This window comes from Halomonas meridiana, assembly GCF_009846525.1.
GTDB lineage: Bacteria > Pseudomonadota > Gammaproteobacteria > Pseudomonadales > Halomonadaceae > Vreelandella.
Genome location: NZ_CP024621.1, coordinates 2,517,758 through 2,532,069 on the forward strand (window position 1 = coordinate 2,517,758; position 14,312 = coordinate 2,532,069).

Annotated in this window: 11 protein-coding genes; all 11 read right to left on the bottom strand. The window is 44.8% G+C overall.

What is annotated here, in order from left to right; all coding sequences use genetic code 11:
- Positions 1–115: 115 nt before the first annotated feature.
- Positions 116–1,714 (bottom strand): phosphoglucomutase (alpha-D-glucose-1,6-bisphosphate-dependent), encoded by a 1,599-nt coding sequence (pgm, locus tag CTT34_RS12145; RefSeq protein WP_159342663.1) that lies wholly within the window; start codon positions 1,712–1,714, stop codon positions 116–118.
- 34 nt (positions 1,715–1,748) lie between these two features.
- Positions 1,749–2,798: a glycosyltransferase gene (locus CTT34_RS12150; protein ID WP_159342664.1), complete on the bottom strand. Its 1,050-nt coding sequence runs from the start codon at positions 2,796–2,798 to the stop codon at positions 1,749–1,751.
- An 84-nt stretch (positions 2,799–2,882) separates the two neighbouring features.
- Positions 2,883–5,120, bottom strand: coding sequence for a glycosyltransferase family 2 protein (locus CTT34_RS12155; protein ID WP_217352963.1), 2,238 nt, complete (start codon positions 5,118–5,120; stop codon positions 2,883–2,885).
- 68 nt (positions 5,121–5,188) lie between these two features.
- Positions 5,189–6,121: a sulfotransferase family 2 domain-containing protein gene (locus CTT34_RS12160; RefSeq protein WP_159342665.1), complete on the bottom strand. Its 933-nt coding sequence runs from the start codon at positions 6,119–6,121 to the stop codon at positions 5,189–5,191.
- Positions 6,122–6,904: 783 nt separating this feature from the next.
- Complete coding sequence (locus tag CTT34_RS12165) at positions 6,905–7,975, bottom strand: hypothetical protein (RefSeq protein WP_159342666.1); 1,071 nt, start codon at positions 7,973–7,975, stop codon at positions 6,905–6,907.
- Positions 7,976–8,002: 27 nt separating this feature from the next.
- Positions 8,003–9,952: a rhamnan synthesis F family protein gene (locus tag CTT34_RS12170; protein WP_159342667.1), complete on the bottom strand. Its 1,950-nt coding sequence runs from the start codon at positions 9,950–9,952 to the stop codon at positions 8,003–8,005.
- Between the two features lie 29 nt (positions 9,953–9,981).
- A complete protein-coding gene (locus CTT34_RS12175; RefSeq protein ID WP_159342668.1) occupies positions 9,982–10,782 on the bottom strand; it encodes a hypothetical protein in 801 nt (266 codons plus the stop codon).
- Complete coding sequence (locus CTT34_RS12180; RefSeq protein ID WP_159342669.1) at positions 10,782–11,663, bottom strand: NAD-dependent epimerase/dehydratase family protein; 882 nt, start codon at positions 11,661–11,663, stop codon at positions 10,782–10,784. Before CTT34_RS12180 ends, CTT34_RS12175 begins: the two co-directional genes overlap by 1 nt.
- Positions 11,664–11,678: 15 nt before the next feature.
- The gene (gene rfbC, locus CTT34_RS12185) at positions 11,679–12,236 is read right to left on the bottom strand and encodes a dTDP-4-dehydrorhamnose 3,5-epimerase (RefSeq protein ID WP_159342670.1); all 558 of its coding nucleotides are present in this window, start codon (positions 12,234–12,236) and stop codon (positions 11,679–11,681) included.
- A gap of 61 nt (positions 12,237–12,297) precedes the next feature.
- Positions 12,298–13,188 (bottom strand): glucose-1-phosphate thymidylyltransferase RfbA, encoded by an 891-nt coding sequence (gene rfbA, locus CTT34_RS12190; RefSeq protein ID WP_159342671.1) that lies wholly within the window; start codon positions 13,186–13,188, stop codon positions 12,298–12,300.
- A 165-nt stretch (positions 13,189–13,353) separates the two neighbouring features.
- Complete coding sequence (gene rfbD / locus CTT34_RS12195; RefSeq protein ID WP_159342672.1) at positions 13,354–14,310, bottom strand: dTDP-4-dehydrorhamnose reductase; 957 nt, start codon at positions 14,308–14,310, stop codon at positions 13,354–13,356.
- Between the last annotated feature and the right edge of the window lie 2 nt (positions 14,311–14,312).

Consider the following 14,312-nt stretch of genomic DNA (forward strand, 5'->3'; position numbering starts at 1 on the left):
CTCAATCTACTATGCAAACGTTACGCCAGTCCGCCTAACTTCAGTATTGATCATCAATACTGACAAGCATATGACAACGACCGCCATAACAGCAGAGTCGGTATTTCTATGTGAGTCACCACTCCCCTTTCAACACGCCTGATAAGAGCGCGGTGGCACTTTCGATCAACTCATCCAAATGCTGTGGGCCTTTGAAGCTTTCGGCGTACACTTTGTAGAGCGATTCCGTGCCACTAGGGCGGGCGGCGAACCAGCCGTTTTCGGTGGTGACTTTCAAACCACCAATGGCGGCTTGGTTACCCGGTGCTTTGACCAATACGGCGGTGATGGGGTCGCCTGCCAAGGTGGTGTCGGTGATGCTATCGGCGGTGAGGTTTTTGAACGCCGCTTTCTCTTCCGCGGTGCAGGCGGTATCGACCCGTTTGTAGAAAGGCTCGCCAAACCGTTCAGTGAGGGTTCGATAATACTCGCTGGGCGTTTTGCCGGTAACGGCCATAATCTCAGCGGCCAGCAAGCACAGCGCGATACCGTCTTTATCGGTCGACCACGCTTTCCCTTCTTGGGTAAGTAGGCTCGCGCCAGCGCTCTCTTCACCACCAAAGGCTAACCAGCCTTCATGCAGGCCATCCACGAACCACTTGAAACCGACAGGTACTTCAAACAGCTCACGGTTGTGCGAAGCCACGACGCGATCGATCATCGACGAAGAGACCAGCGTTTTACCGATTTTCAGCGAATCGCTCCACTGCGGGCGATGGCTGATCAGGTAATCCACGCACACCGCCAAGAAGTGGTTCGGATTCATCAACCCGTTGGCGTCCACAATACCGTGGCGGTCGGCGTCTGGGTCGTTGCCAAAAGCGATATCGAAGCGGTCTTTAATCTTTAGCAGGTTCGACATGGCATCCGCGCTGGAGCAATCCATGCGGATTTTGCCATCGTGATCGGGCGGCATAAAGCTGAAGCTGTCATCAATGGCGGTGTTCACGACTTCCAGGTTCAGACCGAAATGCTCACCAATCGCCTGCCAAACGGGCAGCGCCGTGCCGCCCATGGGGTCTACGCCCAGCGTTAAGTTGGCTTTTTGAATCGCCGCCATATCCACCACGTGACCCAACTGCGCTACGTAATGCGCGGTGTAGTCATACTCCTGGGCGTGGGCAAGCGCCTCTTCTAACGGCACTAACGCAATATCGCTTAGCTGACGCAGCAAGTACGCATTGGCGCGCAGCTCGATCCATTGGGTCGCTTCGGTATCTGCTGGGCCGCCGTGGTGGAGGTTGTACTTAATACCGCCGTCTTCTGGCGGGTTATGGCTAGGCGTAATAATCAAGCCGTCCGCTTTCATGGCAGGCATGGCCTGACGCTGCTGCGCGTTATGCTGCAAGATCGCGTGGCTAACCAAAGGCGTGGCCGTGTAGCCATGGCCCTTTTCGATCATCACCGGCACTTTATTGGCGGCCAACACTCGCAGCGCGCACTCCCAGGCGGGGCGTGAAAGTGCATGGGTATCCAAGCCTAAAAACAGCGGGCCCTGGTAGTCTTCTTCTTGGCGGTAATCCACTACCGCCTGGGTGATGGCAATAATGTGCGCTTCGTTGAACGTGCGCTCGGTAGCGCGGCCACGGTGGCCTGACGTGCCAAACGCAACCCGCTCTTTTGCCACATTGGCATCTGGAGTTTGGTCAAAAAAAGCCTGAATAATGGCATCCATTCTATTTACTCCCTTAAAATCAAAAGTCTGAAGCTTAACGCTGACGCGCCTGCCAAAAATCAACCGCGTGATGAAGAGCACCTACCCGCAGCGCATCGGCCGCTGCCTGTTGTGCCATGTTAGCAGTCGCCTCAGGATTATTAAGCAATTGCTGCAGGGCGGCCCGCCACTCACTGGGGGTATCCCCTACCAGCAAGCCATTTTCACCATGGCGCACCACCTCTGTGTAAGGGTAGCGATTCGAGTAGATACCCACGCCGCCCATCGCCGCGATGTCTAAAAACTTAATAAACGACTTCCCCTCGTTAAAGGGAGTTTGCAATAACGGTGCCAAGCCAATGTGCAGTCGTTTACTGGCTTGATAGTGTCGAAATGAGTGCCAAGGTAACGGTTCAGGCGTTGAGGTGTTCTCCAAGGCCGTTAACGCGAACGGCGTATACTGCCCCAGCATAACTTCGCAGTGAAGATCTTGGCGAACATTCAATACTGCCCATAACGAGGGCGTAATGTGGAGCAGATCGTTCAAATGGGCGCGTGTACCATGAAAGCCCATCTGCCAAGGCTTCTGGGCCGAGGGTGGCTGTTCAAAATGTTCAAGGGCTGGTAATGGTGCAATTAACGGAGGAGTTAACACCGAAACCCGGTGATGAAGGGGCAAAAAGCGGGCAGCTAGCACATCGCTGCAGGCAACGACTTCATCGCATAGCGCTAATAGGGCTGGCTGACGCTTTGCGATACCCGCCATACGCTGACGATAAGCAGCAGGCAAAGCAGTGTCTTCAGCGGCTGCCGCTATATCATCATCTATTAAATAAGCGATATAGCCAAACCAATGACGATGACGTTTTAACCACGATACCCAGCTCGGCGCTAACGAGCGGCATATCACAACATTGGCTCCCGCATAACGGCGTAATAACGCCCTGCCATGCAGCCTTGCCGCTGCAAAAAAGCGCTGCGCAACCACTCTCTCAACACCAACACCCTGCTGACGTAAAGCAAGAGCAGCAGACTCTAAAAAATAGATATCTTCGGTAGGTTTAGCGCCATCGCTCAGCACTAGCCACATGTTTGGCTGGCTCATACCCACCTCTTTTTCGTTGGTGATTCCAACACGATGACTACACAAGATAATAAGAGGCTGTACGCGCCAGCAGAGCTCAATGCCCTAGCGGAGCGAAAAGTCTTCATGCACCTGGGTCAGGTTCGGGTTGTAGGCAGGGTCTTGATGCAAGCTTTCTCCCCAGGCACGGCGCATATAAGCGACTTCTCGTGCGGCTCTGGCGCGCTTTTCAGGATTGTCATCGGAACCGCGGGAGATCGACTCATGGTGATAGAGCTCTGCATACGGCGTCCAGAGGTTACGATAGCCTGCTTCACGTACTTTCAAGCAAAAATCGACATCGTTAAACGCAACGGCTAAATGCTGTTCATTTAACCCATCGACTTCATGGTAAACGTGTTTACGCACTAATAAGCAAGCAGCCGTCACCGCTGATAAGTTATGAGCAAGATGCAGCCGCGTGAAATACCCCAGGGCATCGCGTTGATAATATTTGTGGGCGTGGCCTGCCACGCCCCCAATGCCTAAAATCACCCCCGCGTGCTGAATGGTGTCGTTTGGGTAGTAAAGTTTTGCTCCTACACAGCCAATCTCTGGGCGCACCGTTTGGCTTACCATTTCGGTTAACCATTCAGGGTTAATCGGCTCAATATCGTTATTCACAAGCCCGATTATCTCGCCTTTTGCGTGCTGAACGCCAAAGTTGTTAATAGCAGAGTAGTTGAACGGGTGCTCCCAACGTAAAACACGCACGCGCTGGTCGCGCAACGCCACCTCTTCCATATAGGCCAAGGTGGCTTGGCAAGTACTGCCGTTATCTAAAATCAGTAGTTCAAAGTGACGGTATTCCGTTCGCGAGAGAATAGCATCAACACAGGGCTGTAGGATTTCCACGCGGTCTCGGGTGGGTATTAGCAAGCTCACCAGCGGCTGGGGGTCAGGAAGCGGCCAACGCACACGGTAAGTATTGGCGTAACCACCGTGTTCAACCAACGCCCCCGGATGATGAGCCGCTAAATGGCTAGCCACAGCTTTCAAGCCAGCCTGGGAGGTATAGCTTTTCTGGCTACTGCCCATTGCCGTGGAGCCTTCGGCAGCACGCCAGTGGTAAAGCACTTTCGGCACGTGAACAATATGTTCAGCTGCAATAGACGCCGTTACCCGCAGGGCAAGATCATGGTCTTGGCTGCCTTCGAACCCTTCCCGAAAGCCACCCAACTCACGCACCAACGCTGTAGAGTAGACTCCCAAATGAGACAAGTAATTTTGGGCCAGCAGCAGATCCGGGTTCCAGTCGGGTTTAAAGTGCGGATCGTAGCGAACGCCACGTTCATCTAGCTTATCTTCATCGCTATACAACAGACGCGCCTGAGGAAAGCGATTCATGGCGATGGCCATTTCCAGCAGCGCTTCTGGGGCGAGACAATCGTCGTGGTCGAGCAGTGCCACGAACTCTCCTTCCGCAAGACTAAGTGCCGAATTGCTGGCCGCGCAGATATGGCCATTTTGCGGACGGTGAATCACCTGAACGCGTGGGTCGCGCTCGGCATACTCATCAAGAAGCGCAGCGACCCCCGGTGCGGTGGAAGCATCGTTCGCGATACACAGCTGCCAATGCGGGTAGTACTGAGCCAATACAGAATCTAAACAGCTTGTTAAATGGTCGAGTGATGGATTGAATACCGGCACGACGACTGAAATGACGGGGGTAGCCGTGAGTGCTTGCAGCGTTTGTTGATACTCTTCAAGGGATACGCTTGGTTGCTGCTTCAACCAATCGACATAGCTGTACTGAACCGAAAAGCGATCAAATGTAGCAGCGTACTCTGCCAGCATAACGTGACGCCAAGGCTGACCCGCCTCTGCCGCCTTTTGCTTTATATCCACCAACACTTGCTGCTTGGGTTTACCACGCCATTGTGGGTGCATGGTGGTTAACCGGTGCGCCAAACGATCGTGGGCAAACCACGGCGTTAACCACACGAAACGCAAATGCTGGATGGTAAAGCTGCCTGTGTCTTCCAGCGGGTCTAGGCGTAGCGTGCGCACACCTAACGGCATCCAAAACACACGCTTAGCCACCCGCCCCGCCTTCACGGGCAAGTAAACGCTACTCTCCTCTTCGAACCCTTTTCCTCGGTTAAAATAGAGCTTAACGGCAGCGCTAGGCTGGTCGTGATCTATCGCAATTTCCAGCATTTGCCAGCCGGGCAGTAAACGGGCCTTGGGGAACGTAAACTGAGGGTCTTCACCAACGGCTTGCCATTGGTAAGCGGCTTCCGGCGAGAGTGCCTGCAAATGGCAGCGGGGCTGGTAATCAGGCGTACGGGAAAAAAGGGTCACAGCAATCTCATTCTCAATGTTAAAACAGCGCAAGTGATGGCAAGAGCTAAAGTGTCTGAAAACCGATATCAGCTAATGCACTGGCCTGTTTTTGCCACGCGTACCGTTACAACGGCATCCTCAGAGAGGGGTTCTGCAAAGTTATGGTGAAACCCTACGTAACCACGACGCGGCAACCCCAGCCGAAGCAGGCCAGGGCGCAAATCTTTTGCATAAACAGTAGCAACGGTTTCTCCATCTACCTCTATCGCTAGCTCAACGGAGTCATCGCTGCCTTGCCACCATGCCCAACCGCTAATGCTCTTGTTACTCTGCTGCTGAATGGCGCCGTGTACGTAAGGCCTGCCCTGCTTAAAGAGTGTTTCGCGCTTAAGAAATAACCGCTTCGCGTGATCATAAAGCTGAAGGTCGTCCTCGTTGAGGCTGCGAATTTCGTTTAGCTGCTCTTCCGGTAACTCATATTCGGCGGCTTTATCTTTTCGGCCCATATTCATGGAAACAGACTGAATATTCGTACCATAAGCCTGGTTGAGAATGTCGAGCCCTTGCTCGTAACGCTCGGTAAGGCCCACAAAACCAAGCGCCTCAACCGGTACGCCCTGTAACATCTTCGACTGGCGATTAATAAACTGTGGCTTACGATAAAAAGAGGGCAAATCGCCCTTATAATTATTATGTCGAACAAAATGATAGTATTCGGACACTATACGTTGCACTGGTTCTCGCAAAAAAGTTAGAGTATTAAGTGAACCAAAAAAATCTATGTATTTTCCAGCACTAACATGCCCACAAATGAGTTTAACTTTAAGAGACTTCAACTCATTGTAAAATAATAAAAAATCCTGGATCTCATATACGAAATTCAATGCAACGTCAGAAGTTTCAACCGAAGTAGGAGAATAGTCGTAAACGACTTTCTCAGATCCAAAAAAAAGTTCAGCTGCTTTTCTAAAACTAGTTCCAGCAGTTTTTGGAACATGAACAAAAAACAATGAATTCATAACACTCACCCGATTAATTAAGATAGACTTAAAACATGAAACATAACAATCAAGCCACGATTCACTCAAAGAACTTCACTAAGCTTTTTATTGAATTTTAGCAACACTAAAAGACATCAACAACAGTTAAAGGATTTCTTCAAATCAAAACAGCTAGGAAAACTTACATTACATCATGCATAAAAAAACAGCCTCATAAAAAAGCTTGCAACAATGAAACACATATATACTGCCACTCTCATTAGCACGTAGTAAGGATTTGCAACATGTACAATCATAATTCATAAAGAAGCTTTATAGCTAATCATTTTATTATTTAAAAGGTGAAGGCTAAAATTTTAGACCACTCAATCATTAATTATATATCAAGCGCTCAAAAAAATATTTACATAAACACCAAGAAATGCAACTTGATATTTAAATCATAGATTCCTCATTAGAAGTGTTCGTTTAAAAAACTAGGCTATAGCAGCATTCTCTTAACTCTTATTGCGAGATCATTAACATCCTATTTTACAAACCTTTAATTAACTACAAGCTGCACCAAGCAAACAGCCACGACAAACTCGCATCTACAGTTTATAACTTAAAAAAGCGACCAATTTTACTTGTGAATAAAATTTATACACAAATTGACATTGAAGCTTTCATATTAGACAAAGAAAACAATATCACTTAGAGCGCACTCTCTCAATTTATAGAGACTATTTTCGCACATTAAGGAAAACAGCTGAAAAATTAAAAGCAATAAATAATGCGCCAAATTGATATTAAAACTCGTCCTCAAAACATCTTTTTATATATATCCACCATAATCAAATCAACTAGTTTAGCAACTGTTTGTGGATGATCGACTACGTCAAAAGGAACAACCTTGTTCTTAAGTAAACTCAAAAGAAAATCGATGCATCGCGTTGAGTATAAAAGTATATCCTTTTCATCAGAAAACCCCTCTAAATCATCCGCATATATATCCTCATAAAAATCATCTGAAATTCGTTTTTTTATCCAAGAATAATCACTTTCAAATTGTAGCATAACCCTCTCATAGTACTTACTAGAAAATTTAAAACTATGCCCAGAAATCCCCCTTAAAAGCTCAACGAACTCGTTAGCAACTAGGTATTTTTTGTCGCCAAAGTCAGAATTAATTTTTTGATGATAGTGATAAGTAAAAAGAACCGCCACAGCCTCTCTTGAAAGAGATTCATTGAATATTTTTCCATCTGAGTATGTATCTTCCAACCCAAGTTTTTTGCAAAAATCAAGAACTATATCAGAGCCAATTAAATCCCCCTTCGAAAATTTATATAAAAGCACATTATTTGAACCAAAAGCTTTATCAAAATTTTCGAAATTTTTATACCTATGATAAAGACTGGAAGGATCTAAATTATTTTTTTTATGGTATTTAACTAATTGTTGAAATGCAGACTCCAGGAGAGACTTAACAGGTCTTACATAAGCAAAAATAACAATTTTTTTAAAGTATGGATCCAAAAAATTCTTAAAATTAATAACCTCTTCTTCTGTCATGTGAAAAAGGTCTTCACCTGACAAAAGTATAATGCTTTTATTTTCTGAGCAAAAAGCGTCGTGCAATATTTTTCGGCTTTTATCCCTAAAAAGCTGAAGCTTTTCTTTATCATTAACTCCTTGAGCCGCAAGAAAATGATAACTTAAATAATTTTTAACAAATAAACCATAAATTCTACCACTCTGATTCGATTCCGGAAATTTTGGATAAAGCACTCTAGAATCATTAAGACCTTTATCAAAGGCCTCTTGAAGTGTTGAGGATCCCGTTTTTGGCATACCAATATGCACAATACATAAATCTTTTTTTTCTAACATAGATTATCCTAATGTAGTCTGTTGATTTTACCAAATGGTGTTTTCTGTATATATTCTTTTTACCGAATAATTAGACTCTTCTACAAGCTGAGGCAAAATTCGTTCAAAAGCATGAAGCACAGAGCCATCATATGGAATAGGTTCAGGCAAGTTAAATGTATCATCTTTAATTTTAGCTAAAGAAGACAAAGCAGAAACTCTCGCCCAAAACATAGTACCTAAAGGAAAATGATGGTAGTTATCTCTACGGCACAGCCCCATTTGCTTTAACAACAATTCAATATAGGCAGAATTTTTTCCCTCATCAACTAAGTGACGATCCTCGGCAAATACTAAACCTGTTTCAAAGTCATTAAACAATGAAAGTATCTCTATACTTGCTGCTCTTGATCCCATTAAATTCCCAAGTAAATAGCGACGCCAACGATCACCGACACCGTTGGCTACATCATTTGATTTTTTTGTATGAAAATGCCCAACAATGTCATAGTAAGGCTCAATATTATCTATGAATTGACGATAAAAAGGGTATACATCTCTACCTTGGTTATCAAACCGTTGCAAATGCAAACTTCCACTTACTGACTCTTCCAATTGCTTAATATGGGCGTCATTTAGTTCTGGGACATGTGACACAAAGAGGTCCACATTATGATCAGTAAGAGTTTTGAAGTACTCACAAAACTCTGGTATGAGATCTTCAAAATAGATATGAAACTGTAATGCAATACGTCCACTGTAGATTTTTTCAACCGGCGCACCTTTAATTATGGTTACTGGCATACCTTCAACTTTGGCCGACATCGCCATTTCTACAGCAGATTGAAAATCACATACATTAATATTGTCACAAACAGCTTGAATATCGGAGCCTGGGAACGGTTTAGTTACTGCGATACCTTTAATTAGCTGACTAAGGAAATGATTCTTTACAGCAAACTCACTAACTATATCTTTATTATAAAAATTAGCAGAAAAGTTTTTGCGGAAGCAATCTAATTCCTCAAGCTTTTTCAATTCATCACGTCTAGCTATAGATTCATCAATTAAGACTTTTATATTTATGACATAGTTATCAAAACTAAGCTCCTTACTGCATATAGCTGAATTAACACCATTTTTAGAAATCAAGTAGTCAAATTTTTCAACTATATTTTCAGCAAGATTACGTGCATCCCCGTACTTTCCTATGGCTGCTCGCGCATATTTTTCGACTACAAAGTCAGCTATCCCGCTAGACTCAGCAAAAACGCCTATTCCACAATCAGAATGCAAAGCATCAATAGCAACATTTGGAAAAGGATCAAGTTTAGATGTAAGAAGAAACAAATCAGCTTCACGTAATGCCAAACCAACATCGTGGACAGCACCCGGAAAATGGACTCTATCTTTGATGCCTACTCGATGCATATAGGCATCAAGCCAAACACTAACTAATGTATCATTCTCATTGTAGCCATTACCAAGCCAGACAAACTGCAACTTATTTGCACGCACGTCGTTACTTTGCGACATTATCTCAAATATATAATGACATGTTTCTAAAAACCAATCGACACCTTTTCGAGGCTGAACATGTCCAGCACCGACTATTAATAAATCCTCATTGCTTAGCCCCAGTTGCTGCCTAAGACTCCAGGTTGAGTCATATCTAATTTTAAAATCCAAATACCCTTGAGGTTGAATTACAATATGATTCGGAATAGTACGAATTCCACTAGAGCTAGATAGCTCATTTAGCCCGGAACTCATTAGACTTTTAGCCGGGTACATTACCATATCAGATGCTAAAAGCATTCTACTAACCTTACCTATAGGCCTAGTATACTCAGCAAACTCATGAAGTAAACTTGCAGTAGGTAAACCAAGGTTAAACGCTGCCTCTGCCATCTCAACAGACTCTACAGAGTTCAACAATACAGCGTTCACTCCAGTGTAATCGATTATTTTCTTGATGCAGAATTCAAGAGCTTGCACCCCAAGATGCCCAGGTGCGTCCAGGTGTACTATCCCAGCTTCGACAAAGTCTGAATGTAGCTCCCCCCCCTTAGAGTACAAGTTACAATATTAAAATACTTACTCAATCTTTTTGAGACTTCTAATGCAACAACTGGAGCTCCAGTCGCACTGGCTTCGTGACTTACTAAAAGAACAGAAGACAAATGCTTATCTTTTTCTTGCCCTCCTTTAATTATCAAGCTATCAATGTCCAAGAAGCCTAGACGACCTTCCTCGTGCCCATGGAAAATATAATGAAAAAAGGAATTTATTGACGGATCAGCAACATCGGGATACATTGCTTCATAATGTTCTTGATCAAAAAAATCTTGAATTTTAACTATTCCACTTTCAGAAACATCTATCAACTCATTAATCCACTTTTCCTGTTCAGCGGAACTTAATCCGTTTTGTAAAATTTTTTCTTTAAGTAACAGAGCCTCTAGCCTTGATTTAAAGTCGTTGTTGTCGACTATCTTTTTATTTTCAGTTTTTTTCAGAATTATCTCATCATCTTCTTGCCAAGCAGACCTACCTTCATATTGGCCATATATTAAAAAATGTACTAATGGATTGGTGCCATTACTGAGTACATCTGGGTTATTTTTTAAATAATAAGAAGAATGAAAAACCCCAACTATCTTTAAAGGGTAGTCCAAATAATTATGCATAAAGAACAAAACTGGATCTTTAACTTTATCAGGCAAAGTCAAAGCATAAGCATCCCAATCCACCTCACTTTTTTTCAATAGAGCATAATTATCTTTATCTTTGTCTTTATTTAATATTTTCCGGATAATAAATTTCATCATTCTTCCCTAAAAAGCTCATTCCTAAGATACTCAAAAGCTGTCAGACTACTAGCTCTTAAACCGTAAGTTTTACTAAGTTTTTCAGTACATAAAGAACTACACCTAACATCCGTTTTAGTTGAAATGGTTTCTTTTATCAATGCATTTGGAAGCTTTGATCGTACAAACTGGATAAGCTCCTGCAACTTTATTGACTCTCCACTGGCAACATTAAACACTCCGGGGACAGGACGATCTATCATATCAACAAGTATGCGTGCCATTTCTGGTGCATATATAAAGTCACGCTGCGCCCCTTTTGGAAAACATGCATTAAAAACTTTACCCTCTCGAATATGATCTACAAGAACATCTACTAAGCCATGCTTAGGATGATTAACATTACCAAAAGGATTAGACACTCTTGCGCAAATAAATGGTACATTATTTGTTGCAGCAAGTTGTTGAAAAAGTGCTTCTTCAACAAGCTTCATCCGCCCATACCAAGAGCTTGGTGCTGGCGAATCAGTCTCTACACTAGGCGTAAATAATGCATCACCATAAATAGTTCCTGCGGAAGATATTTGCATTAGTAAACTAGGTGGTTTGTCACGCAACAAGTTTAATACTGTATTAGTAAGATTCCAAAACTCAGTCATCGCAGACTCAAAGTTTTCTTCAAAATCTCTTGGTTTCAACCCACCAATCGCGTTAATGACTATAGGCTTTTCATCTAAAGCTTTTTTCAGACTATCATCTACTAACTTAACTGTTTTAAAATCACTATCAGCACCTCCTGAACGAGACACGCCTAACCAATCTCGACCACGGCAATTTAACTCTTGCGCAATATTAGAGCCTATAAATCCAGTAGCTCCGAGTAATACAATTTTTTGCATCCCCTCTCATCCCTTCTATCGTATTAATTCAAATTTTCGAGCATCTTTGAAGCTTGATCCTGCATTATCTTTCCCTGATAGAATGGGCATATTTTCATGTACAAGGGGCCAATCTATAGCTAAATCCTCATCATCCCAACGGATGCAGTATTCATCGCCCGGGTTGTAATAGTCTGTGCATTTATACTGAAACTCAGCTTCATTACTAGTAACATAAAACGCATGGGCGAATCCTGGCGGTATCCAAAGCAGTTGCTTACTTGTAGAGTTTAAGAAAACACCTATCCATTTACCAAATGTAGGACTGTTTAATCTTAAATCCACCGCAACATCAAAGACTTCTCCCCGAGTCACTCTAACTAATTTCCCTTGAGGCTTTTCAAACTGATAGTGCAGCCCTCGCAAAATACCGCAGCAAGAAAGACTATGATTATCTTGTACAAATGTGTAATTGCCACAATGTTTTATAAAATCTGCATGACGAAAAGTCTCCATAAAAAAACCACGCTCATCACTAAATACTTGCGGAGTAAGAAGCATTACGTCGGGTATAGCAAGTTTTTCATATTGCATGTAAAAGCCATGAATAGTGAGTAATGAATAGTGAATAGTGAATAGCTACTCTAATTACTTATCACTTTTTACCTTTTAAAAGACGCTGTAGGTATTGCCCGTATTGGGTTTTGGCAAGCGGCTTGGCCAAGTCGGTCAAGCGCTCATTGCTTACCCAGCCTTGTTGCCAAGCAATTTCTTCTAAGCAGGCAATTTTCAACCCTTGGCGATGTTCGATGGTTTGCACATATTGGCTGGCTTCGAGCAGGCTATCATGGGTACCCGTATCCAGCCATGCAAAGCCACGGCCTAGGCGCTCTACCCGTAAGTCGCCGCGTTCGAGGTAGGCATTGTTGACACTGGTAATTTCTAGTTCGCCCCGTTCGGAAGGCTCTACCTGCTTGGCAATGTTCACCACATCGTTATCGTAGAAATAGAGGCCCGTAACAGCGTAGCTGGATTTCGGCTTTTTGGGCTTCTCTTCAATCGAGATCGCTTTGCCGTCTTCGTTAAATTCCACAACCCCAAAACGCTCTGGGTCTTTAACTAAATAGCCAAAAACCGTTGCGCCGGTGGCATGAGCGCTTGCACGCTTGAGCTGTTCTGAGAAGTGCTGGCCGTGGAAGATGTTGTCTCCTAACACCAAGCACACGGGGCTTTCGCCAATAAACTCTTCACCAATAATAAACGCTTGTGCCAAACCATCGGGGCTAGGCTGCTCGGCATACTGGAGGTTGATACCAAAGTCGTCCCCGCTGCCCAGCAGGTTTTTATATTGCGGCAAATCTTCAGGTGTCGAGATAATCAAAATATCACGAATGCCTGCCAGCATCAGCACGGAAATCGGATAGTAAATCATCGGTTTGTCATATACCGGCAGTAGCTGCTTAGACACACCACGCGTGATGGGGTGCAGGCGAGTACCGGAACCACCGGCTAAAATGATGCCTTTACGCTGGGTTGGCTTGCTCATGTTCGGCTCCTTAATATGATAGAAATAATACACTTAGCCACTGGCAACCACTGAAAACACCGAAATGGCAAAAACACGAAACGATAATAATGTAGTGAATAGGGTTTTTGCATGCTTTCCAAGTCGCCGTGGCGTAACACGACCTTCCGTGGCTCATTTGCTTTTTTAACTTTCTAAATGTTCTTTTAACGTTAACGCCAGTTGGCTTTGCCAAGTAGGCAGGGAGATGCCTAGTGCGTTTTCCAACTTACCTAACGCCATACGTGAGTTCAGTGGTCGCTGGGCAGGGGTCGGGTAATCTGCTGTAGGAATTCCCCCTGTTGCTTCCGGCGTAATGGCTAACGGTTGGCCTTCTACTCGGGCTTGGGCAAAAATTTCACTCGCAAAGCCATGCCAGCTAGTTTCACCACGAGGAGCCAAGTGATAAATGCCTGTCGGGAGATGAGTTTTAGCTTGTAAACCGTAAATCGTGCATGAGTTACCTTGGGTGGTGAATGACATCGCGGTCACTTGGGCAATAAGACGTGCTGGAGTGGGTGCGCCTATTTGATCGTTGACGATGTTCAGCGATTCACGCTCGCGGCCCAGGTGCAGCATGGTTTTCATGAAGTTTTTACCACGAGCGGCGTATACCCAGCTAGTGCGGAAAATCAAATAGCTAGCGCCGCTTTTCTCTACTGCCTCATCGCCCTCTAGCTTTGTTTGGCCGTATACGCTCAGCGGCCCGGTGGGGCTATCTTCTTGCCAGGGGATTTCGCCGTTGCCTGGGTATACGTAATCACTCGAATAGTGCACTAGTGGAATGCCCTGCTTAGCGGCATAGGCAGCTAATTGCGCAGGTAGCTCGGCGTTTAGTCGCTTGGCCTGCTCTGGCTCACTTTCGGCTTTGTCGACAGCAGTATACGCCGCCGCATTTAGAATCAGGGCGGGCTGGTGCTGTGCTAAGTAGGCATCTATGGCGTTTGCATCCGTTAAATCGAGCGCTTGCCGGGTGGGTGCAAGAATAGTGCCCAACGTAGAAAACTGGCGCTGAAGCTCAAAGCCCACTTGGCCATTGCCGCCGGTGATAAAAATCGTGAGGGGCAAATGGTGAGGGGTGAGGTGTGAGGGGTGAGGGGTCATGG